At 69.5% G+C, this 21,790-nt stretch carries 19 protein-coding genes and 5 tRNA genes; 12 read left to right on the top strand and 12 right to left on the bottom strand.

The genetic code is table 11. The features are described 5' to 3' along the window. Positions 1–253: 253 nt before the first annotated feature. The 3 genes from OG933_RS14075 to OG933_RS14065 all read right to left on the bottom strand — a co-directional run bounded on the left by OG933_RS14075 (position 254) and on the right by OG933_RS14065 (position 2,719). The gene (locus OG933_RS14075; protein WP_362531384.1) at positions 254–1,039 is read right to left on the bottom strand and encodes a serine protease; all 786 of its coding nucleotides are present in this window, start codon (positions 1,037–1,039) and stop codon (positions 254–256) included. 336 nt (positions 1,040–1,375) lie between these two features. Continuing rightward, the gene (locus tag OG933_RS14070) at positions 1,376–2,014 is read right to left on the bottom strand and encodes a hypothetical protein (protein ID WP_362531387.1); all 639 of its coding nucleotides are present in this window, start codon (positions 2,012–2,014) and stop codon (positions 1,376–1,378) included. Positions 2,015–2,107: 93 nt separating this feature from the next. After that, a complete protein-coding gene (locus OG933_RS14065) occupies positions 2,108–2,719 on the bottom strand; it encodes a YceI family protein (protein ID WP_142266301.1) in 612 nt (203 codons plus the stop codon). 364 nt (positions 2,720–3,083) lie between these two features. Between OG933_RS14065 and OG933_RS14060 the strand changes: the two genes are divergently transcribed. Then, positions 3,084–4,688 carry an acyl-CoA carboxylase subunit beta gene (locus OG933_RS14060; RefSeq protein ID WP_362531390.1) on the top strand — a complete coding sequence of 535 codons (1,605 nt, stop codon included), beginning with the start codon at positions 3,084–3,086 and terminating at the stop codon, positions 4,686–4,688. A 67-nt stretch (positions 4,689–4,755) separates the two neighbouring features. Continuing rightward, positions 4,756–4,947: an acyl-CoA carboxylase subunit epsilon gene (locus OG933_RS14055; RefSeq protein ID WP_020131456.1), complete on the top strand. Its 192-nt coding sequence runs from the start codon at positions 4,756–4,758 to the stop codon at positions 4,945–4,947. A gap of 234 nt (positions 4,948–5,181) precedes the next feature. Here OG933_RS14055 and OG933_RS14050 read toward each other — a convergent pair whose 3' ends face one another. The 8 genes from OG933_RS14050 to OG933_RS14015 form a co-directional block, all read right to left on the bottom strand. Then, positions 5,182–5,763 (bottom strand): ATP/GTP-binding protein, encoded by a 582-nt coding sequence (locus OG933_RS14050; protein ID WP_054239772.1) that lies wholly within the window; start codon positions 5,761–5,763, stop codon positions 5,182–5,184. Next, a complete protein-coding gene (locus tag OG933_RS14045; protein WP_028807404.1) occupies positions 5,744–6,331 on the bottom strand; it encodes a DUF742 domain-containing protein in 588 nt (195 codons plus the stop codon). Before OG933_RS14045 ends, OG933_RS14050 begins: the two co-directional genes overlap by 20 nt. Before the next feature lie 95 nt (positions 6,332–6,426). Then, positions 6,427–6,840: a roadblock/LC7 domain-containing protein gene (locus OG933_RS14040; protein WP_037737006.1), complete on the bottom strand. Its 414-nt coding sequence runs from the start codon at positions 6,838–6,840 to the stop codon at positions 6,427–6,429. Positions 6,841–6,850: 10 nt separating this feature from the next. Continuing rightward, positions 6,851–10,183: a nitrate- and nitrite sensing domain-containing protein gene (locus tag OG933_RS14035; RefSeq protein WP_405627330.1), complete on the bottom strand. Its 3,333-nt coding sequence runs from the start codon at positions 10,181–10,183 to the stop codon at positions 6,851–6,853. Positions 10,184–10,559: 376 nt separating this feature from the next. Continuing rightward, positions 10,560–11,135: an ATP/GTP-binding protein gene (locus OG933_RS14030; protein ID WP_054239771.1), complete on the bottom strand. Its 576-nt coding sequence runs from the start codon at positions 11,133–11,135 to the stop codon at positions 10,560–10,562. Then, complete coding sequence (locus OG933_RS14025; RefSeq protein ID WP_009190816.1) at positions 11,116–11,514, bottom strand: DUF742 domain-containing protein; 399 nt, start codon at positions 11,512–11,514, stop codon at positions 11,116–11,118. The genes OG933_RS14030 and OG933_RS14025 overlap by 20 nt, the downstream gene beginning before the upstream one ends. Before the next feature lie 112 nt (positions 11,515–11,626). After that, positions 11,627–12,040 carry a roadblock/LC7 domain-containing protein gene (locus tag OG933_RS14020; RefSeq protein WP_020128762.1) on the bottom strand — a complete coding sequence of 138 codons (414 nt, stop codon included), beginning with the start codon at positions 12,038–12,040 and terminating at the stop codon, positions 11,627–11,629. A gap of 9 nt (positions 12,041–12,049) precedes the next feature. Then, the gene (locus OG933_RS14015; protein ID WP_405627329.1) at positions 12,050–15,829 is read right to left on the bottom strand and encodes a nitrate- and nitrite sensing domain-containing protein; all 3,780 of its coding nucleotides are present in this window, start codon (positions 15,827–15,829) and stop codon (positions 12,050–12,052) included. Positions 15,830–16,431: 602 nt separating this feature from the next. Here OG933_RS14015 and OG933_RS14010 point away from each other — a divergent pair. From OG933_RS14010 to OG933_RS13970, 9 genes are all read left to right on the top strand, one after another. Continuing rightward, on the top strand, positions 16,432–16,620 hold the full coding sequence (locus OG933_RS14010) for a hypothetical protein (RefSeq protein ID WP_362531400.1): 189 nt from the start codon (positions 16,432–16,434) through the stop codon (positions 16,618–16,620). A 147-nt stretch (positions 16,621–16,767) separates the two neighbouring features. Then, on the top strand, positions 16,768–17,553 hold the full coding sequence (locus OG933_RS14005) for a fumarylacetoacetate hydrolase family protein (protein WP_020128759.1): 786 nt from the start codon (positions 16,768–16,770) through the stop codon (positions 17,551–17,553). Continuing rightward, entirely contained in the window at positions 17,546–19,030 is a 1,485-nt protein-coding gene (gene gltX / locus OG933_RS14000) for a glutamate--tRNA ligase (protein WP_362531402.1), read from the top strand. The genes OG933_RS14005 and gltX overlap by 8 nt, the downstream gene beginning before the upstream one ends. Before the next feature lie 91 nt (positions 19,031–19,121). Continuing rightward, complete coding sequence (locus OG933_RS13995) at positions 19,122–19,850, top strand: HAD family hydrolase (protein ID WP_142266305.1); 729 nt, start codon at positions 19,122–19,124, stop codon at positions 19,848–19,850. A gap of 91 nt (positions 19,851–19,941) precedes the next feature. Next, positions 19,942–20,013, top strand: a tRNA-Gln gene (locus OG933_RS13990). 42 nt (positions 20,014–20,055) lie between these two features. Further along, positions 20,056–20,128: transfer RNA gene (locus OG933_RS13985), tRNA-Glu, on the top strand. Between the two features lie 62 nt (positions 20,129–20,190). Beyond that, positions 20,191–20,263, top strand: a tRNA-Glu gene (locus tag OG933_RS13980). Positions 20,264–20,283: 20 nt separating this feature from the next. Next, positions 20,284–20,355 (top strand) — tRNA-Gln (locus OG933_RS13975). A gap of 28 nt (positions 20,356–20,383) precedes the next feature. After that, a tRNA-Glu gene (locus OG933_RS13970) sits at positions 20,384–20,456 on the top strand. 89 nt (positions 20,457–20,545) lie between these two features. Here OG933_RS13970 and OG933_RS13965 read toward each other — a convergent pair. Continuing rightward, entirely contained in the window at positions 20,546–21,190 is a 645-nt protein-coding gene (locus tag OG933_RS13965) for a MerR family transcriptional regulator (RefSeq protein ID WP_142266306.1), read from the bottom strand. A gap of 38 nt (positions 21,191–21,228) precedes the next feature. On the opposite strand from OG933_RS13965, the gene OG933_RS13960 reads away from it, so the two are divergent. Further along, positions 21,229–21,723 (top strand): DUF4188 domain-containing protein, encoded by a 495-nt coding sequence (locus OG933_RS13960; protein ID WP_362531406.1) that lies wholly within the window; start codon positions 21,229–21,231, stop codon positions 21,721–21,723. Positions 21,724–21,790: the final 67 nt, after the last annotated feature.

The raw sequence follows: 21,790 nt of genomic DNA, 5'->3' as shown, positions 1-21,790 counted from the left end.
GGCGACAGCCGTTCACGCGGCCGCGGCGTCGCCGTCCCGCCCGACGGCGGCCACCAGCGTGGCGACGTTCAGGTGTGTCTCCGCGACGCGGTACCAGTCGTCCACCTCGACGAGCAGGGCGACGGCCCGCCGGAAGGCGGTCGGCGCGGCGCCGACCTGGCCCAGGTCTCCCGGCGCGGTCGCGAGAACGTGCCAGGCACGGGCCCGGCACGCAGCGGTGCCGGGCCCGTGGTCGTGCGACGGGGGGTGTGCGTCAGAGCGAGGCCGCCGCCGAGGCGATGGCCGAGGCGAAGGTGGAGACCTCGGAGTAGACACCGGGGGCGTTGGCCCGGGCGCAGCCGATGCCCCAGCTCACGATGCCGACCTGGATCCAGGCGTTGTTGGCGTCCCGGCGGAACATCGGGCCGCCCGAGTCGCCCTGGCAGGTGTCGGTGCCGCCGGCCGCGTATCCGGCGCAGATCTCGTCACTGGCGACGAGACCGCTGTAGCCGCTGTACGCGCGACAGGTCGCGTCACTCACGAACGGCACGGTGGCCTTGAGCAGGTAGCGCTGCTGGGCGCCGCCCTCGGAGGCCGAGCCCCAGCCGGCGATGGTGAAGGTGCCGGTGTTGTACTGCGTGGTGGTGGCGATCTTCAGGGTGGACTGGGTGGTGATGGGCGAGGCGAGCTTGATGAGCGCCCAGTCCTTGCCGTTGCCGTTGTAGCCGGGGGCCCGGTACACGTAGGTCGACTTCACCTGGACCCGGCCGGTGGTGGACTGGAGGTCCACGACGCCGGCGGTGGCGGTGATGCTGGTGTTGGCGCCGGTCCCGCTGACGCAGTGCGCGGCGGTGAGCACGATCTGCTGGGTGTAGAGCGCCCCGCCGCAGCCCATGGAGAGCCGCACCATGAACGGGAACTCGCCCTGCGCGGCACGGGTTCCGCCGACGACGGGGGCGGGGGCGGCCTGTGCGGACGAGAGGGGCTGAAGGCTGGCGATCGCGAGGGCTGCCGCGCCGACGGCTGCGAATCTCTTGAGCGCTGTGAGGAGCTTCATCAAGGTGCTGCCTTCCGTGGGGGGGGGGTTGGCTTTGACGAGAGCATGTCAACGCAAACTGCGCACCGCGAAGCCGTGCACCGCAAAGAAACGTCCATGCGCTGGCATGGTCAGGTCAAATCTGTTGCTGGATTATGGGAACCCCGCAACCCCTCACACAAGGGGGCTGATTCAGCCACATCCGCCCACCGGCAGCCTCACCCTCCGGCGGCAGCCTCACCCCGCCACCGGCAGCCTCACCCCTCCGGCGGCAGCCTCACCCCTCCGGCGGCTCCGCCCGTCCGGCTGGCGGCCGCGCTCGCCGGGGCGCAGCCGGCCGCCAGTACGTCCCGGCCGGTCTCAGTCCTGGACCGCCGCCCTGGCGAAGTCGAGCAGCGCCCCGAAGTCGAGCGCCCCCGGATCCCCGTGCGCGTTCTCCGGCACGTGCATGTGCCCGCACACCCCCTTGAACGCGTTCCACCGCTCCCCGCTCATCCGCTGACCGCCCCCGTTCCCGGCGGACTTCGGGTATGCGGGCCAGAGCGCCGGCCCGCGCAGGGGGACATGGTGGTGGATGTGCATCCAGGCCAGGTACTCGGCGACGGCGCGCAACGCCCACTCCGGTGCCTTCGGCCAGTAGACGTGGGCCTGGCCGCGGGCCTTCCACTTGGTGTGCAGGTCGGGGTCGCAGGTGCCGACGAGTTCCGCCTGGCAGACGTTCAGGGTGTTCGTCTCGACGCCGCCGCGCTTGTTGACCAGGGCGCGCGAGGAGACGTCGATCTCGAAGTGCTGGTACCACTTCAGCTTCCTGGCGGCGAAGTCCGGCACGGCCGTCAGGTTGGGCGCGGCGGAGCCGCCCTGGTAGTCGGGCAGTGAACGCCCTTCGGTGGTGTGCAGGACGACGACGTTGACCTCCATGCGGTCACCGCCGAAGTCGTCCTGGTACCAGTGGTCGCGGTTCGCGCCGGGGTAGTGCTGGGGTCCGGTCCTGGTGCTCATGCCTCGCGACTGTGACACGGAACGGGGAAAGGGGCCGGGAGCTCTTCGCTTCCGACCCCTATTCGCCGTTTTCCACCGTATTCAGCCGAGCGCTTACGCGTTCTTGATCGCCGAGATGTCGAAGTTCAGCTTGATCTTGTCCGAGACCAGAACGCCGCCCGTCTCCAGCGCCGCGTTCCAGGTCAGGCCCCACGCCGAGCGAAGGATCTCGGCCTTGCCCTCGAAGCCGACGCGCTCGTTGCCGAACGGGTCCTTGGCGGCGCCGTTGAACTCCAGGTCGATGCTGAGCGGCTTGGTGACGCCGAGGATGGTCAGGTCACCGGTGATCCGGTAGTCGTCGCCGCCCAGCGCCTCCGCCGAGGTGGCGCGGAAGGTCATCGTCGGGAACTCGTCGGTCTTGAAGAAGTCGGCGGTCTTCAGGTGGCCGTCGCGGTCGGCCGACCCGGTGTCGATGCTGTCCATCGTGACGTCGATGGTGGCGCTGGACTTCGACGGGTCGGTGCCGTCCAGGTGCAGCGAGCCGGTGAAGTCGTTGAACTTGCCCTTGACGTTCGTGACCATCGCGTGGCGAGCGACGAAGCCGAGCGTGGAGTGGGCGGGGTCGATCGAGTAGTCGCCGGTCAGGGCGGCGAGCTCGGGGCTCACCGTGGCGTCGGCGACGGCGGTGACGGTCTCGTCGGTGTTCTTGCGGCCGAAGATACCCATGACGTGCTCCTTGGGGACGGGAAGATCGAGTATGTTTAATCTTCAACGAGGTCAACAGGGACGACCGTAGACCTATTCCGTTCAATGTTCAACATCTTCGGCCCAGTAGGGTCTGCCGGGGTCCGGTTGCCGTGAGCCGCCGTCCGGACGCTCCGTTTCACTCCGGCGAGGGCATGTGCGCGCCCGGAATGTGAGGCGGGTCTCAGCCCCGGGGTTTGTGTGACCCCTACAAGCCCCAGCCCCTCTGAGCAGTCGGAACGGCTGCATGCCCGCCCGGTTCTGTTCAGGGCTACCAGGAAAACGCTCCGGAGACTGTACGGAGTCGACGTCCCTCTTTCCTTGGTGGGCTTCGTAAGGTCACTACATGACCGTTTTGGAAGAGACGACGGGCGAGCCGATCGCAGAGCCTTCGGAACCCACGGATGCGCGCGGCCGCGTGGCCGAGCTGCACGAGATCCGTGCCCAGGCGCTGGCCGGCCCGAGCGAGAAGGCGACCCAGGCGCAGCACGCCAAGGGCAAGCTGACCGCCCGGGAGCGGATCGAGCTGCTCCTCGACCCGGGGTCCTTCCAGGAGGTCGAGCAGCTGCGCAGGCACCGGGCGACCGGATTCGGCCTCGAGGCCAAGAAGCCGTTCACCGACGGTGTGATCACCGGCTGGGGCACGGTGGAGGGCCGTACGGTCTTCGTCTACGCCCATGACTTCCGTATCTTCGGCGGCGCGCTGGGCGAGGCCCACGCCACGAAGATCCACAAGATCATGGACATGGCCATCGCGGCGGGTGCCCCGCTGGTCTCGCTCAACGACGGCGCCGGCGCCCGTATCCAGGAGGGCGTCTCCGCGCTCGCCGGTTACGGCGGCATCTTCCAGCGCAACACCAGGGCGAGCGGGGTGATCCCGCAGATCTCGGTCATGCTGGGCCCCTGCGCGGGCGGCGCGGCCTACAGCCCCGCCCTGACCGACTTCGTCTTCATGGTCCGCGAGACCTCGCAGATGTTCATCACCGGTCCGGACGTGGTCAAGGCCGTCACCGGCGAGGAGATCACCCAGAACGGCCTCGGCGGCGCCGACGTGCACGCCGAGACCTCCGGCGTCTGTCACTTCGCGTACGACGACGAGGAGACCTGCATCGCGGAGGTCCGCTACCTCCTCTCGCTGCTCCCGCAGAACAACCGCGAGAACCCCCCGCGCACCGAGTCCGCCGACCCGGCCGACCGCCGCGGCGACGTCCTGCTCGACCTGGTCCCGGCGGACGGCAACCGTCCGTACGACATGACCAAGGTCATCGAGGAGATCGTCGACGACGGCGAGTACGTGGAGATCCACGAGCGCTGGGCCCGCAACATCATCTGCGCGCTGGCCCGGCTCGACGGCCAGGTCGTCGGCATCGTGGCCAACCAGCCGCAGGCCCTCGCCGGTGTCCTGGACATCGAGGCGTCGGAAAAAGCTGCGCGCTTTGTCCAGATGTGTGACGCTTTCAATATCCCGATCGTCACCTTCCTGGACGTCCCTGGATTCCTCCCGGGCGTCGACCAGGAGCACGGCGGAATCATCCGGCACGGAGCGAAGCTGCTCTACGCCTACTGCAACGCGACCGTGCCGCGGATCTCCCTGATCCTGCGCAAGGCCTACGGAGGTGCCTACATCGTCATGGACAGCCAGTCCATCGGCGCCGACCTCACCTTCGCCTGGCCGACGAACGAGATCGCCGTGATGGGCGCCGAAGGTGCCGCCAACGTCATCTTCCGGCGTCAGATCGCCGAGGCCGAGGACCCCGAGGCCATGCGGGCCCGCATGGTCAAGGAGTACAAGTCCGAGCTGATGCACCCGTACTACGCGGCGGAACGCGGACTGGTCGACGACGTCATCGACCCCGCCGAGACCCGTGAGGTCCTCATCAGGTCGCTGGCCATGCTCCAGTCGAAGCATGCGGACCTGCCCTCGCGCAAGCACGGCAACCCCCCGCAGTAACCCGGCAGATCCCACGGGTAACCCACTGGATCCCCTGCGGAAACCTCATCCACGGAGACTTGCACCCATGAACGCTCCCGACATCCGCGTCGAGAAGGGCCACGCCGAGCCCGAGGAAGTCGCCGCCATCACGGCGATCCTCCTGGCTCGCGCGGCCGCCCAGTCGTCCCCCACCGAGACCCACCGAGGCCGCCCCAAGGCCGGCTGGCGCCGCCTGGAGCGCGAGGGCGGCTTCCGCGCCCCGCACAGCTGGCACTAGGCGCCGCGCCGCTCCAGCCGCTTCACCGTACGAAGAAGGGGCCCCTCTCGCCGAGAGGGGCCCCTTCTTCGTTCTTCGTACGTTCTTCGTGCCTGTGGCGCGGACTCGGCCGGCCCGGCACCGCCGGTGAACGACGTCGCGCGTCCCGTCGTCTCGAGTCCCGCCGTCGCGGCGCAAACAGGTGGGCGGCCCCTCCCGAGCCGGGAGGGGCCGCCCACCTGTCACTCCGTCGGCCTACCGCAGGCGGGCCATCAACGCGTGCTCCACGAGCGTGATCAGCGCCGACTTGGCGTCCGCGCGGTGGCGGGCGTCGGTCGTGATGATCGGGGTGTCGGGACCGATCTGCAGGGCCTCGCGGACCTCGTCCGGCTGGTAGGGCTGCGAGCCGTCGAAGCCGTTGAGGGCGACGACGAAGGGCAGGCCGCTGTTCTCGAAGTAGTCGACCGCGGGGAAGCAGTCGGCGAGACGGCGGGTGTCCACGAGCACGATCGCGCCGATCGCGCCGCGCACCAGGTCGTCCCACATGAACCAGAACCGGTCCTGGCCCGGCGTACCGAACAGGTACAGGATCAGGTCCTGGTCCAGGGTGATACGGCCGAAGTCCATGGCCACCGTGGTGGTGGTCTTGTCCCCGGTGTGGGTCAGGTCGTCGATCCCCGCCGACGCGGACGTCATGACGGCCTCGGTGCGCAGCGGGTTGATCTCCGAGACAGCCCCGACGAACGTGGTCTTGCCCACGCCGAAGCCGCCCGCCACCACGATCTTCGCGGAAGTGGTGGAGCGGGACGGACCCCCGCTAGAGCTTGCGAAGTCCACTGAGCACCCTTTCGAGCAGTGTCACGTCTGGCTGGCCGCCGGCGCTCTCGTCGCCGCCGGGCTGATGGATGGCGACCAGTCCCGCCTCCGCCAAGTCGGCGACGAGGATCCTGGCCACGCCGAGAGGGATGGTCAGCAGTGCCGAGATCTCGGCGACCGACTTGATCTCTCGGCAGAGGTTGCAGATCCGCTGATGCTCGGGCAGTTGGCCCTGCATCTGGTGCGGCTGCGCAGTGGTGTGCACCAGCGCCTCGATGGCGAGCTGGTAACGCGGGCGGGTCCGGCCACCGGTCATGGCGTACGGACGCACCAGCGGGTTGTTCGACGCCCCTGCGGGCGCCGGCTCCGGGGTGCGGCGGTGCGGCTGTACGGGCTGGATGCGCGGGGCCGACGGCTGGTCGTACGGTGACGGCCCGGGACCCTGCGGACCCTGGGGCGTGTACGGCCGCTGCTGGCTGGGCGCGGAGGGGAAGTTGTAACGGTTCGGGTTCTGGGAACCGTCGCCCTGGCCCTGGGCAGGGCCGTACGACCAGTTGCCCGAATTCGATCCGCCTGGGGGTGTTGCCACTCTCTCTCCTCCTCCGATGTGCCTGGCACCCATCACGTGGAAGCCGCGTCCCGAAACCCTACGGCCTCGGGACGCCAAAACGCACCGTTCGTTTGTTAGTTGAGAAGGCTCCCTTGGAGCTCCGCACGAAGGTCAGGGGTCAGGACCGAACCCGCTCGGTCCACCAGAAGGGCCATCTCGTACCCAATGAGGCCGATGTCCGCCTCGGGATGGGCAAGAACAGCGAGCGAGGAACCGTCGGAAATGGACATGAGGAAGAGGAATCCCCGCTCCATCTCCACAACCGTCTGGTTCACGCTGCCTCCCTCGAAGATCCGGGAGGCGCCTGCCGTCAGGGACGTCAGACCGGAGGCGACGGCTGCGAGCTGGTCGGCCCGGTCGCGGGGGAAGCCTTCGGACATCGCCAGAAGGAGTCCGTCGGCGGAGACCACCACGGTGTGGGACACCCCCGGGGTGTTGTCCACGAAGTTGGTGATCACCCAGTTCAGGTTCTGTGCCGCCTGGCTCATCGGGCTCACACTAACGCTCCTGGTTGTAGGTGCTGTCAGGACCGAGGCCCTGGCCGTTCGTTTCACTGCTGCCTGCGCTGCGTCCGCGCTGGACGCCCCGACGCAGGTTGCTCAACCTGCCACGGACGTCCTCCGGGGCGCGGGAGACCTGAGGGCCTCCCTGGGGGGTGGTCTCGGCGGCGCCCTCGATCAGATTGGCCTTGGGCACCCGCCGCGGCAGGCCGGAGGAGGTGACCCCACCCGCCTTGGGCTTCTTCAGAGCGGAGGCCTGCTGCCAGCGCTCGTCGTTGGCCGAGCGCCAGGAGTCGCCGCCGCCGTTGCTCTCCGCGGGGGAGGCCGCCGGCTCCTGCTTCGCGGGCCGGGCGCCGTTCGCACCGCTTGCGGCGGAGCCGCGGCGGGGGAGACCGGCGTCGGTCAGCGCGTGGGAGGCGGAGGAGGACGGTCCCGGACGGTCGAAGCCTACGCGGTTCTGCTCACCCGCGTCTGCGGCCTGCGTGGATTCCGGTTCCGGAGCGTACTGGTCCTGGTAGCCGTTCTGGTAACCGTTCGTGTGGCCGTTCTGCTGGGGCCAGTCGTCCTGGTAGGACTGCTGCTCCTGGTACGGCTGGAAGCCCTCGGACGCGGCGGCCGGGGCCGCCGGACGCTCCTCCCGGCCGGGCTCCGCATACGCGGGGTCCGGGTAGCCGCCGTTCGACGCGAAGCCGTCGCCCTGCGGAAGACCGTTCTGCGGAAGGCCGCCGTTGCCGGAGAACGACTCGCCCTGCGGCATGCCACCGTTCGGCGCGAAGTACTGGTCGTCGTACGCCGGGCGCTGCTGCTCCTCGTACGACGTCTGCTGGTCGAACGCCGCCGGCTGCTCGGCGTACCCGGTCGCACCGTTGTCGTAGCCGGCCCCTGCACCCTGCTGGGCCGGGTCGTAGCCGTTCTGCCCGGCGTCGTACGACTGCTGCTGACGGGGCGCGGCGAAGCCGTCGGCCGACTGCTGCTGCCCGGTCGGCTGGCCCGGCTGACCCGGCTGACCCGGCTGGGCATCCAGGGCCGCACGGCGCTCCTCGCGCATCAGCGAGCGGCCCACCGGGTCCAGGTCGCGGATGTCGTCGGGAACCTCGTACTGGCTGTCGTCGAAGCCGAGCTCCGCGGCCGTGCGCATCGGCAGACCGTTGTTGAAGTCCTCGCCGCCACCGCCGTAGTTCTGCTCCGGGATGATCTGCGAGACGGTGAACTCGTCGCGAGGCTGCTGCTCGCCACCGCCACCGTGGGTGATGGCGTCCGGCAGCATGACCAGCGAGGTGGTGCCGGCCTGCTCGCCCGAGGGGCGCAGCTGGACGCGGATACCGTGCCGGTCGGACAGTCGGCCGACCACGAACAGGCCCATGCGCTGCGAGATCGCGGCGTCCACCGTCGGCGGGTTGGCCAGCTTGTGGTTGATGTCCGCGAAGTCCTCGGCGGTGAGGCCGATGCCCTTGTCGTGGATCTCGATCATGACCCGGCCGTCGGGAAGACGGGTGGCCGTGACGCGCACCTTGGTCTGCGGGGAGGAGAACGTGGTCGCGTTCTCCAGAAGCTCGGCGAGCAGGTGCACGAGGTCGGTCACGGCACGGCCGTGGATCTCGGCCTCGGGTACGCCGGACAGCTCGATGCGCTCGTACTGCTCCACCTCGGAGGAGGCGGCGCGCAGCACGTCGACCAGCGGGACCGGCTGGTCCCAGCGGCGGCCGGGCTCCTCGCCGGCGAGGACCAGGAGGTTCTCGCCGTTGCGGCGCATACGGGTGGCGAGGTGGTCCAGGCGGAAGAGGTTCTCCAGCTGGTCCGGGTCGGCCTCGTTGTTCTCCAGGTCGGTGATCAGGGTCAGCTGGCCCTCGATCAGGGACTGGTTGCGGCGCGAGAGGTTGGTGAAGATCGCGTTGATGTTGCCCCGGAGCAGAGCCTGCTCGGCGGCCAGTCGGACGGCCTCGCGGTGGACCTGGTCGAAGGCGCGGGCGACCTCGCCGATCTCGTCCCTGGTGTTGATGGGGATCGGCTGGACACGGGTGTCCACCCGGCCCGGGTCGGTGCGCGAGAGCTGGTCGACCAGCATCGGCAGCCGCTGCTCGGCGATGCCGAAGGCGGCGTTGCGCAGCTGGCGCATGGCCTGGCTCATCTGGCGGGCCATGAGACTGGCGACGATGAACGCGGCGAGCAGGGCGATGATGACGATGGCGCCGTTGATGATGGCGTCGCGCTGCGCGTCGGAGGCGATCTCACCGGCGTCGGTGACCGCGCGGTCGATGAGTTCGCTCTCGACCTGGCTGTAGCCCTCGAACTTCAGCGTCGCGGCCGTCATCCAGGCCTGGGCGGTGACGCCCTGCTCGGCGAGCTTCGACGGAGACTGCCCGCTGGCGATCGCCTGGATCATCTTGTCCATGGTCGGCGGAGCGGTGAACTCCTCGCCCGCGGCCTCGGCCTTGGCCTTCGCGTCGGCGGCCTGCTGCGCGCCCTCCTCGGTCTTCTCCTTCATGACCTCGGTGAGCCGCGCGGCGTCCTCGGTGGTGCCACCGGAGACGTACTCCTGCTGGGCGATGCCCTCGAGGTAGGCGTACGAGGTGAAGGCGGTGAGCTGCTGCCGGAAGACCGTCTCGTCGGGGCTGGGCCGGACCAGCAGGTGCATGCCGATCGCGCGCTGGAGGGACTCGGCGCCCTTGGCCAGGGCGACCGCGTAGACGGTACGGCCGTAGGCGGTGATGTTGCCGGTGCCGAGGCCGAGCTCGTTGGAGAACTCCATCAGCAGGTGCTCGACCGCGACGTAGCCCTCTTCGGTCTTCACCGGGTCCAGGGCCTTGGTGTAGGCGGCGGCGCGAATCTTCGTCAGAGTCGGCTCGGCCTCCTCCACCAGCTTCAGGCGGCGCTTGAGGCCTTCCTTGTCCGGCATCCCGGCGACCTCGTCGTGGAAGGCGGTGGCCTTCGCATCGGTGGTGGCGCGGGCCGCCTTGACCTTGGAGTCGTCCTTCTTGGACTGGAGCAGCGGCTGGGCGCTGATGTCCCGCTCGTTCAGCAGGGCCTCGGCGTACTCGCCGGCGGCGGCCACGATCTTCGCCGTCTTCTCGGCGTCGCGGGCCTCCTGCCAGGTGTCGATCGAGTTCTTCACCTGGAAGCCGCCCATGACCAGGCCGACCACCACGGGTATGAGCAGGATCGCGTTCAGCCGGGTGGGCACCCGCCAGTTCCGCGGGGAGAGGCGACCGCCGCTCTTCGCGGGGGCGGACGCCGGCTCCGAACCGGGCACAGGGGCGGGCGCCGCTCCGCGCGGCGGCGGGGTGAAGTTGCCCCGGGCCGCCGGCTCGGGACTTTGCTTGCTTCGCCTCACTCGACCAACAACCTCTCGGCGGTCGGCACCTTCGTCGTGCCGCAGTGTCTCAGAGCCCGGTCAGCCATCGACCATCAGTACGTCATTGACTATTGGGCAGTTCAGGCATTCCAGCACGACGACCAGCGCTCTTCCAAACATGGGAAAGCGCTGGTTCGATGTGATGTAAGCCCCAGATAAAACGGTCAAACAGAACGAGCCCCGCCAAAAGGCGGGGCTTTCGTGCGCGCAGCGAGACCAAGCGACCGCGACGCGTGTCGGTACCTGTGGATTCCACTGCCGAAACGTTATGAACACCGGAGCCGACCGTGTCAAAGGCCACAGTCGGCTCCAGAGCGTCTACGACAACCGCCGTACGGCGCCGGGTGCTTGAAAATTACCGCAGTCGCGCCATGAGCGCGTGCTCGACCAGCGTGATCAGCGCGCTCTTGGCATCCGAGCGGTGCCGGGCGTCCGTCGTGATGATCGGGGTGTCCGGTCCGATCTGGAGCGCCTCGCGCACCTCTTCGGGCTGGTAGGGCTGCGAGCCGTCGAAGCCGTTGAGGGCGACGACGAACGGCAGGCCGCTGTTCTCGAAGTAGTCGACCGCGGGGAAGCAGTCGGCGAGACGGCGGGTGTCCACGAGCACGATCGCGCCGATCGCGCCGCGCACCAGGTCGTCCCACATGAACCAGAACCGGTCCTGGCCCGGCGTACCGAACAGGTACAGGATCAGGTCCTGGTCGAGCGTGATACGGCCGAAGTCCATGGCCACCGTGGTGGTGGTCTTGTCCCCGGTGTGGGTCAGGTCGTCGATGCCCGCGCTCGCGGACGTCATGACGGCCTCCGTGCGCAGCGGGTTGATCTCGGAGACGGCGCCCACGAACGTGGTCTTGCCCACGCCGAAGCCTCCCGCCACCACGATCTTCGCGGAGGTGGTGGCCCGCCCCCCGTCAGAGCTTGCGAAGTCCACTGAGCACCCTTTCGAGCAGCGTCACGTCCGGAGCGCCGCCGTTGTTCTCGTCGCCGCCCGGCTGGTGGATGGCCACCAGTCCGGCTTCGGCGAGGTCCGCGACCAGGATCCGCGCCACCCCGAGCGGCATGGCCAGGAGAGCCGAGACCTCCGCGACCGACTTCACCTCGCGGCACAGATGGCAGATGCGCTGGTGCTCCGGGAGCAGCCCCATGAGCGCTGCCGGGTCGGCCGTGGTGCTGATCAGCGCCTCGATGGCGAGCTGATAGCGCGGCCGCGTCCGACCGCCGGTCATCGCGTACGGACGCACCAGCGGCTGGTCGCCCTCATCCCCGTACGGCTCCGCGTACGGATCATGATGGGCGGTGGGCGGGGTCATGGATCCTCCGGGCGGGACAGCATTCGCGGTCAGTCGTGCCGTCCGTCGAGGCCGGTGGGGGGATTGTGTCGGCCGGACGGTGATTTCGTGAGGTGGGTAGTGCTGGGGCGGGTCAGTGGAGCAGACTGCCCTGGAGTTCGGCGCGCAGGTCGGGCGTGAGGACCGCGCCCGCGCGGTCGACAAGGAGCGTCATCTCGTAGCCGACGAGGCCGATGTCGCACTCGGGGTGCGCGAGAACGGCGAGCGACGAGCCGTCCGAGACGGACATGAGGAAGAGGAACCCTCGTTCCATCTCGACGACGGTCTGCGCGACGCTGCCGCCTTCGAAGATCCGGGAAGCGCCGGCCGTCAGCGAGGTCAGCCCCGACGCGACGGCCGCCAACTGGTCGGCCCTGTCACGCGGGAAGCCCTCGGACATCGCGAGCAGGAGCCCGTCGGCGGACACGACAACGGTGTGGGACACCCCAGGGGTGTTGTCCACGAAGTTGGTGATCAACCAGTTCAGGTTCTGTGCCGCCTGGCTCATCTGACTCAACTAACGCTCCTGCTGGTGAGTGGGGCTCGGGAAACTGCCGGTCTGACCGTTGCCGGCCTGACGACCCTGCGCGATGCCCCGACGGAGATTGGTCAGCCGTCCGCGTACGTCGTCAGGCGCACGCGAGACCTGCGGACCGGGTTGGTGCTGTTGCTGCTGAGCCGTGCCCGGGACGAGGTTCGCCCTGGGCACCCGGCGCGGCAGGCCGGACGTGGTGACGCCGCCCGCGGCCGGTTGCCTGACCCGCTCGGCCTGCCGGACGAGTTCGTCGTTCGGCGAGGTGCGCCAGGAGGCATTGGCGGCGGCGGGACGCTGGGGTGCAGCCGGAGCCTGCGGCTCCTGGTGCTGCTGTTGCTGCTGTTGCTGCGGAGCCTGGGCCGCACCGCCCGCCTGCTGACCGTGGAACCAGTTGGTCTCCAGCGTGTCGTAGAGCGGGGTGCGCCCGTCACCGGGACCCGAGGCCGGCGGCAGTGCCTCCGGCTCCGGACGCCCGACGGGACGCTGCGGGCCCGACGGCTGCGCCGGGGTGCCGTAGCCGCCGGACTGCGGAGCGGCGAACTGGCCGGTGGACGAGGGGTCCTGGCGGCCGGGCAGCGAGTGCTGACCGGTCGAGGAGCCGTCGTAACCGGGTGCGGCGAACTGGCTTGCGGAGCCGTTGTCGTACGCCTGCGGAGCGAACTGGTTCGGAGCCGCAGAGCCGTTCTGGCCGCCCGGGGCGCCGAAGACGTCGGACCGGGTGAAGCCGTTCTCGTCCTGCTGGCCGCTGGTACCGGGGCGCTGGAACTGCGCCGGGTCCGGCCGGCCGTTGGTGCCCGGACGCTGGAACTGGCTGGTGTCCTGCCGTCCGCCCGGAGCCGTCTGGGGGTTGCCCACGGCCGGGAACTGGCCGGTGCTGTGGAGACCGTTCGCGACGGGCCGGCCGAAGTCGGCGGGGCCCGCCGGGCTCTGGCGGTCGTCGGTGCGCGGGATCGCCGGTATCTCGGCGGTGGCGCCGGGACCCTGGCGGTCGTCGATGCGCGGCATGCGCGACGTCTGGGCGACGTCCGGCTCCTCGTGACCGCGCGGGGCGTCCAGCGGGCTGCGGGGGACCGGCGGCTGGGCGTTCTCGTCGCCCCAGCTGGTCACCCGCGGCTGCGGGTTGCCGCCCGGCAGCTCGGCGCGCGGACCACCGCGCGGCGGCAGTTGCGGCTGACGGCCGCGGCCACCCTGATCGGCCTTGTTGCCCCGCTGCTGGGTCGGGCGTCCGCCGAACATGTCCACACCCTGGGAGGCCGTACCGGCCGCCTGGAGACCCTGCGACGCGCCCGGAGCCTGACCGCCGAAGCCGGAACCCGCACCGGCCGGAGCCGGTCGGCCCTGCTGGGGGGAGGCCGGCGGCTGCTGCGGTCCGCGCGGCGGCTGACCACCGGGGCGGCCACCGCCGTCACGGCCGGGCAGCGCGGCCCGGGGACCCTGACCGGGGGCGAGTCGGCCGCCGGTGCCGGGACCGGAGCCGAGGGCACCACCCTGCGAACCGTTCTGCGAGCCGTTCTGGCGACGCGCGGCGGCGACGCCCGCGGCGGCCTGCGCGGCGGCGGGACCACCCGCGACGCTGCCCTGGCCGGGCTTGGGCTGAGGCTTCTTGCCGCCCTGGGCGACGTCCACGGGCAGCATGACCAGCGCGGTCGTGCCACCGGAGTCGGAGGGACGCAGCTGGATGCGGATGCCGTGCCGCTGGGACAGCCGACCGACCACGAACAGACCCATGCGTCGGGAGACCGACACGTCCACGGTGGGCGGCGAGGCGAGCCGCTCGTTGATCGCGGCGAGGTCCTCGGGGGAGAGACCGATACCGGTGTCGTGGATCTCGATCAGGACGCGGCCGTCGGGCAGCGCGTGACCGGTGACCTTGACCTTGGTCTGCGGGGAGGAGAACGAGGTGGCGTTCTCGAGCAGCTCGGCGAGGAGGTGCACGAGGTCGTTGACGACCCGGCCGGCCACTTCGGTGGTCGGCACGGAGGCCAGTTCGATGCGCTCGTACTGCTCCACCTCGGAGGCGGCGGCGCGGAGCACGTCGACCAGCGGGACCGGACGGGTCCAGCGACGGCCGGGCTCCTCACCCGCGAGGACGAGGAGGTTCTCACCGTTACGGCGCATGCGGGTCGCGAGGTGGTCGAGCTTGAAGAGCGAGGACAGCTGGTCCGGGTCGGCCTCGCGGGACTCCAGTTCGGAGATGAGCGAGAGCTGACGCTGGATGAGGCCCTGGGAGCGGCGCGAGAGGTTGGTGAACATCGCGTTGACGTTGCCCCGCAGCAGAGCCTGCTCGGCGGCGAGGCGGACCGCCTCGCGGTGCACGTCGTCGAAGGCCGCGGCCACCTGGCCGATCTCGTCCCGGGAGTGCACACCGACCGACTCCACGGACGTGTCGACGTCCTGCGGGTCGGACTCGGACAGCTGCTTGACCAGCTCGGGCAGCCGGTCCTGGGCGACCTTGGTGGCGGTCTCCTGGAGGCGGCGCAGCGAACGGATCATGGACCGGGCGACGACGAACGCGCCGACCAGCGAGACACCGAGCACGAGCAGGATCAGCGCACCGGAGATGATCGCTTCGCGCTCCGACTCGGCGCGCAGCTCACGCGCCTTCTGCTCCATGTTCTCGAGCAGCGTGAGCTCGATGTTGTTCATCTGCTTGATCTTGGTGGAGCTGGCGTCGAGCCAGTCCTGGTACGACTGCTTGTCCAGCGACTCCAGGCCGCTGGAGGAGCTGAGCGCCCGGGTGGCGTAGGTGTCGGCGTCCTCGATGACCGGGTTGCCCTGCTCGATCGGCTTCAGCAGCTCCTCGGCGCCGCTGTCGCCGTAGATGCTGCGGAAACTCGAGAGTTCGGAGTCCTGGTTCTCGAGTCCGGCCTCGGCGTACTGCCGGTCGTTCTCGGAGAGGTCGCCGTAGACGGTGTTGCCCACCGGCAGCGCCGCCGCGAGCACGGCGCGCTGGACGGAGGCGTACTCCTTGGCGGAGGAGAAGGCGGCCAGCGCACGCGTGCGCTGGATCATCTCCGGGTTGCTCGTGGCCTGCGCCATGTCCTGGGACAGGTCGAGCAGGCTGGTGATGAGGCGGTGGTAGGCCTCCACCGTCTGGGTGGAGTTGTCCTTCTCCGCGTAGGCCGTCGAACGGACCTTGGCGAGGTTGCCCAGGTCGCTCAGCAGACCGACGAGGCTGTCCCGGACGCCCTGGAGGTTGCCGTCGGCGGTGGCGCCGTCGATCTCCTCCGACGAGTCCTGGAAGGCGCTCAGCGCGCGGTCCGTCTTCTCGCGCAGGCCCTTGATACCGGGGTCGGTCGCCTTGCCGTTGTGCGCCAGCGGGCCGGCCGAGCGGTCGCGCTCGTCCTGGAGCGCGTCGGCCAGGTCGGTGGCCTGCTTGGTCATGTCCGTCAGCAGCTTCATGTTGTCGAGCTGCTGGATGTCGTCCATCGACTGGTTGATGCGCAGCGCGCCCAGCGAGGTGGCCGCGACCACGGGCAGGGTCAGCAGCGCCACCAGACGCGTGGAGATGCGCCAGTTGCGCAGCGCCACCCGCGGGCCGGGGCCGCTGGGGCCGGTCGGCGGCTTCGTCGGAGCCGGGGGAGGAGTAGTCGCCGACGCGGACGCACCGGGTCGTCCGGAGCGGTCACCGCCGTCGCCGGACGGATTGGGGCCCTGGTTCTGGGCGTGCTGGGGCGAGGAGCCGACTGCCATCGGGCCAGTCCCGCCGTGCGGCTCCGGCTCGGCCGAAGCGCTGCCATCCCTCTTGAAACGTCCCTGCACTAGCGTCGCAACCTCTGGACCAGGCGCCCCTCCGCGCGAACGGAAGGACGGTGTCGGCGTGTTGGCGGGCGTCCTGAATACGCCCGCCAATTGGTCGTGAGTACCGGCGCTGGCTCCCCCTGTCCTCGCCGCCACCGGGCGCGCTGGGCGCCCTCTGTGCGCCGGCTCGATCCCGCGGCGGTCCGAGGAATTCCAGCACAGTGCAGGATCTCCAACAAGGCCCGTTGGCCAGGCTGTGACATCCGTGACACGACGTGAGGGTCAAGTTACGGGATGTAGAAAATGATCCCACGTAAGGCGGACATAAGGGTGGGAAGGGGTGGCGGCCGGGGGGTGTCCCAGTCGCCATGATCAGGAGCGGAATGAGCGCTTCAGGTGACTAATGTCCGTTTGATGCCGGTCACCGGCTGGTCGGAAATGACCGCTTTGCCCCTTGATTCGTGAGCAAACTCACACGCTGATCATGCGACCTTCACGTCTTCACCGGGAATCGCGTGTTTAGCCTGACGCTTTACAGGGATGGCACATCCGACAAACCGCGTCTGTGCGGAGGCCCTTGAGGGCTTCCCGGACGCCCGGACACGACAGGGTCACGTACAACAGTGAAGACGACGACGATGTTCCACAAGATCGCCAACCCCCGGCGTACGACCCTGGCGCACCTCACGGACGCCGACGCACTCCAGCTCCCCGAGCAGCAGGAGCACTCCGTCGAACTTCCCGCCCAGACTGCGAACCCCAAGCGCACCATCCTCATGGAGGTGCCGGTGGCGGCCTCCGTCGCTGAGTAGATCTTCACGCGGAGATACGGGCACCGGCCGCCGAATGCTCAAGGCGGCCACCCACGGATGTCAAGGGCGTCCCCGGCCGGGGGCGCCCTTCCGCGTTAGCCTGGGGCGTCACACTCCAGCCAGCTCAGTCAAGGGGCCAACCAACCCGTGCGCATCGCCAGGTTCTCCATCGACGGGAACGTCGCCTTCGGCGCGGTCGAGGGCGACAAGCCGGACGAGCTCGTCCTCGACATCATCAAGGGCATCCCGTTCACGGACTTCGAGCTCTCCGGCACCAAGGTGCCGCTGAGCAAGGTCCGGCTGCTCCCGCCCGTCCTGCCCAACAAGGTCGTGGCCTTCGGCCGCAACTACGCCGAGCACGCGCGCGAGCTGGGCAACGAGGTGCCGGACGCCCCGTTCGCCTTCTTCAAGCCGTCCACCTCGGTGATCGGTCCCGGCGACGCCATCCAGTACCCGGCCTTCTCCGAGGAGGTCCATCACGAGGCCGAGCTCGCCGTGGTCATCGGCCGGCTCTGCCGCGAGGTCCCCCGGGAGCGCGTCAAGGACGTGATCTTCGGCTACACCTGCGCGAACGACGTCACCGCCCGCGACGTCCAGAAGCGCGAGAAGCAGTGGGCCCGGGCCAAGGGCTTCGACACCTCGTGCCCGCTGGGCCCCTGGGTGGAGACCGGCCTGGACCTCGAGACCGCGGGCGACCTCACCGTCCAGCTGACGGTCAACGGGCAGCAGCGGCAGCTCGGCCGCACCAGCGAGATGATCCACTCGATCGAGGATCTGATCGTCAACATCACCGAGGCCATGACGCTGCTCCCCGGCGACGTGATCCTCACGGGCACCCCGGCAGGGGTAGGCCCCCTGGTCGTCGGCGACGAGGTCGCCGTCACCATCGAAGGCATCGGCACTCTCACCAACAAGGTTGTCAAGCGTGGCTAGCGCATCCGGTTCCCCCGTACGCGTCCGTTTCTGTCCCTCGCCCACCGGTAACCCCCACGTGGGCCTGGTCCGCACCGCCCTGTTCAACTGGGCGTTCGCCAAGCACCACCAGGGCACGCTGGTCTTCCGCATCGAGGACACCGACGCGGCCCGTGACTCCGAGGAGTCCTACAACCAGCTCCTGGACTCGCTGCGCTGGCTGGGCTTCGACTGGGACGAGGGCCCCGAGGTCGGCGGCCCGCACGCGCCGTACCGCCAGTCGCAGCGGATGGACCTCTACGCCGACGTCGCCCGCAAGCTCCTCGACGCCGGCCACGCCTATCACTGCTACTGCTCCCAGGAGGAGCTGGACACCCGCCGCGACGCCGCCCGCGCCGCAGGCAGGCCCTCCGGCTACGACGGCCACTGCCGCGACCTCACCGAGGCGCAGGTGGCGGAGTACAAGGCCCAGGGCCGCACCCCGATCGTCCGCTTCCGCATGCCCGACGAGACGATCACCTTCACGGACCTGGTCCGCGGCGAGCTGACGTTCACCCCGGAGAACGTGCCCGACTTCGGCATCGTCCGTGCGAACGGCGCCCCGCTGTACACGCTGGTCAACCCGGTGGATGACGCGCTGATGGAGATCACGCACGTCCTGCGGGGCGAGGACCTGCTCTCCTCCACCCCCCGCCAGATCGCCCTCTACAAGGCGCTGACCGAACTGGGCATCGCCCAGGGGACCCCGCACTTCGGTCACCTGCCGTACGTGATGGGCGAGGGCAACAAGAAGCTGTCGAAGCGGGACCCGGAGTCCTCGCTCAACCTCTACCGCGAGCGCGGCTTCCTCCCCGAGGGCCTGCTCAACTACCTCTCGCTGCTCGGCTGGTCGCTCTCGGCCGACCAGGACATCTTCACGATGGACGAGATGACCGCGGCCTTCGAGATCGCGGACGTCAACCCCAACCCGGCGCGCTTCGACCTGAAGAAGTGCGAGGCGATCAACGCCGACCACATCCGCCTGCTGGACGTGAAGGACTTCACGGAGCGCTGCGCGCCCTGGCTGAAGGCCCCCTACGCCCCCTGGTCCCCGCAGGACTTCGACGAGGCCCGGTGGGAGGCGATCGCACCGCACGCCCAGACCCGTCTGAAGGTGCTGTCGGAGATCACCGACAACGTCGACTTCCTCTTCCTCCCCGAGCCGGTCTTCGACGAGGCCAGTTGGACGAAGGCGATGAAGGAGGGCAGCGACGCGCTGCTCACGACGGCCCGCGAGAAGCTGGCGGCCGCCGACTGGACCTCGTCCGAGTCCCTGAAGGAGGCCGTCCTGGCCGCCGGTGAGGCGCACGGCCTCAAGCTCGGCAAGGCCCAGGCACCGGTCCGCGTCGCCGTCACCGGCCGCACGGTCGGCCTGCCGCTCTTCGAGTCCCTGGAGATCCTGGGCAAGGAGAAGACGCTGGCCCGCGTCGACGCGGCCCTGGCGAAGCTCGCCGCATAGCGGCGCGCCCGAGGGGCGGCACCCGGCGACCGGGTGCCGCCCCTTCGGCATCCCCCGGACAGGGCGGCCGCCGCCGCGTTACCGTTGGATCATGAGCATCCTCGCCGTGGTCTGGGACGTGGACGACACCCTGTTCGACTACACGACCGCCGACCGCGAGGGCATGCGGTCCTATCTGACCGCCGAGGGGCTGCTCGACCGGTTCGGTACCGCGGAGGCGGGGCTCGCGCGGTGGCGGGAGGTCACCGAAGAGCACTGGGCCCGCTTCTCGGCGGGCGGGATCACCTTCGAGGACCAGCGCCGGGACCGGGTACGGGCGTTCCTGGGCCGCGAGATGGCCGACGCGGAGGCCGACGACTGGCTCCTGCGGTACCACGCGCACTACGAGGCGGCCTGGTCGCTCTTCCCGGACGTCCTGCCCGTGCTCGACGACCTCGCCGCCAGCCATCGCCACGCCGTGCTCTCCAACTCCAGCATCCACGTCCAGGACCACAAGCTGCGCACCCTCGGCGTCCACGACCGTTTCGAGGTCATCCTGTGCGCGGCGGAACTCGGCGTCTCCAAGCCGGAGGCCGGCGCCTTCCTCGCGGCCTGCGAGGCCCTGTCGCTGGCCCCGCACCAGGTGGCCTACGTCGGTGACCATCCGGAGATCGACGGCCGGGGCGCCGCCGACGCCGGGCTGCTCTCCGTGTGGATCGACCGCTACGGCGCGGCCACCGTCGAGCTCCCCTCCGGACGCCACCGGATCGTCTCGCTCGCCGAACTGCCCGCGATCCTCGGCCCCGATACCCGTTTTGGAGCCCGGTCCACCTTCAGGTAATGTTCTTCCTGCGCCGCCGGGGAGCGGGCCGAAAGGCCGGAACCGGAGGAGCAACGCTAGAACAAGAACCCCTGTGGGGCTTGCGTTCCAGTGGCCTATGGTGTAATTGGCAGCACGACTGATTCTGGTTCAGTTAGTCTTGGTTCGAGTCCAGGTAGGCCAGCTCGCAGAGCTTATCTGCGCCTGTGGAGATCTACTCCACGAAGCCCCCGTTGTGTAGCGGCCTAGCACGCTGCCCTCTCAAGGCAGTAGCGCCGGTTCGAATCCGGTCGGGGGTACAGATCCTTCCCGCGAGGAGAGCTCGGGTAGCTCCCTCTCACCTCGATGCAGGATCGCTAGGGCCCCCGTTGTGTAGCGGCCTAGCACGCCGCCCTCTCAAGGCGGTAGCGCCGGTTCGAATCCGGTCGGGGGTACGATTTTCATTGAATCACCTTGGTCTATGGTGTAATTGGCAACACTACGGTTTCTGGTACCGTCATTCTAGGTTCGAGTCCTGGTAGACCAGCTCTGATCTGCGGAAACGCATGATTTAGGCCCCCGTTGTGTAGCGGCCTAGCACGCCGCCCTCTCAAGGCGGTAGCGCCGGTTCGAATCCGGTCGGGGGTACGCGATCGGAAAGCCCCTCGCTTCGGCGAGGGGCTTTCCGCGTATCCGGACTCTTTCCGCGTGTCCGGACTCTTTCCGTGTGTTCGGTCTCATGCGAAGCCGTACCGCCGCGCCGACTCCTCCTCCTGCGCCAGCCGGTGCAGCGCCTGCATCATCGGCTCGACGAGGATCGCGCCCAGCACCGCCGCCTCGATCCGCTCCGGCTCCGACTCCCGGGTCTCCACGAAGTCCAGGTCGAGCACGGCCGCCCGGTGCATCAACCGGGCGTAGGACACGAGAAGTTCGGCGTTCCAGTCGTAGCCGAGCCGGCGCAGTGCGGCCACCGCCACCACCAGCGAGCGGTAGGCGGGGGAGATGGTCGTCAGCTGCCGGGCGTTCGACCAGCCCAGGGTGCCCAGCAGTTCGTCCGCCTCCAGGTGGGCGGCGCGCACGTACTCGTCCTCCGCGTCCGGCTCGGCCACCTGCGGCAGCGCCCACAGGGCCGCGCCGAGCCGGATCGTGCGGCCCAGGGACTCGTCGTCGACATGGCCGAGCACGTCGCGGACCGTGGCCACCGGCAGCCCGCCCACCTGGATCATCGCCCGCACCAGACGCAGCCGGCGCAGATGCTCGTCGTCGTACTCGGCGGTCGTGGCGTTCACCTGGCGGCCGGGCGGCACGAGCCCCTCGCGCAGGTAGTACTTGATCGTCGCGGTGGACACACCGCTGCGTTCGCTCAGTTCGGCCAGCCGCATGCCTTGTGCCCTTCGTTGGTTAGCGGCACTATCCAAGCATGTCCTTCACAGCCAGCCGTACCACCGCGGACGCCCGGGGAGACGTGGTCGTCCTGCTGATCGGAATGCGCGTCAACCACTTCTGGGCCGTGCACCAGTGGGTGCCGGTCATGCTGGCGATGTTCCGCATGCTGGCGGAGCTGAAGAAGGATCCGGGCCGCGGTCTGCTCTCCCGGGTGCTCCTGACGGCCTCGCCGCGGACGTACTACGTCGTCCAGTACTGGGAGTCCAAGGAGAAGCTGTACGCCTACGCGACCGCGCCCGACGCGTTCCACCACGAGGCCTGGGCGAAGATCAACCGCATCGAACGGGGCGGGAAGGTGCGCGGGCATGTGGGGATCTGGCACGAGACGTACGTCGTGCCGGAGGGGTCGTACGAGGCGATCTACGGGGACATGCCGGCGTTCGGCCTCGCGGCGGCGCATGGGCAGGTTCCGCTGGAGGAGCGGGGGCGGTACGCGAAGGACCGCTTCTCGTACCGGTCCGCGCCGTAAGGGCTCCTGCTGGGTGATCCTGCCGTACGGGAAAGGGCTGCCGCGGCGTTGAGGCCGCCCTTTCCCG

The sequence above is a fragment of the Streptomyces sp. NBC_00016 genome (genome assembly GCF_045040885.1).
Taxonomy (GTDB): domain Bacteria; phylum Actinomycetota; class Actinomycetes; order Streptomycetales; family Streptomycetaceae; genus Streptomyces; species Streptomyces coriariae.
Note: the sequence above shows the minus strand (reverse complement) of the source record. Positions and strands in the feature narration are given on the sequence as shown.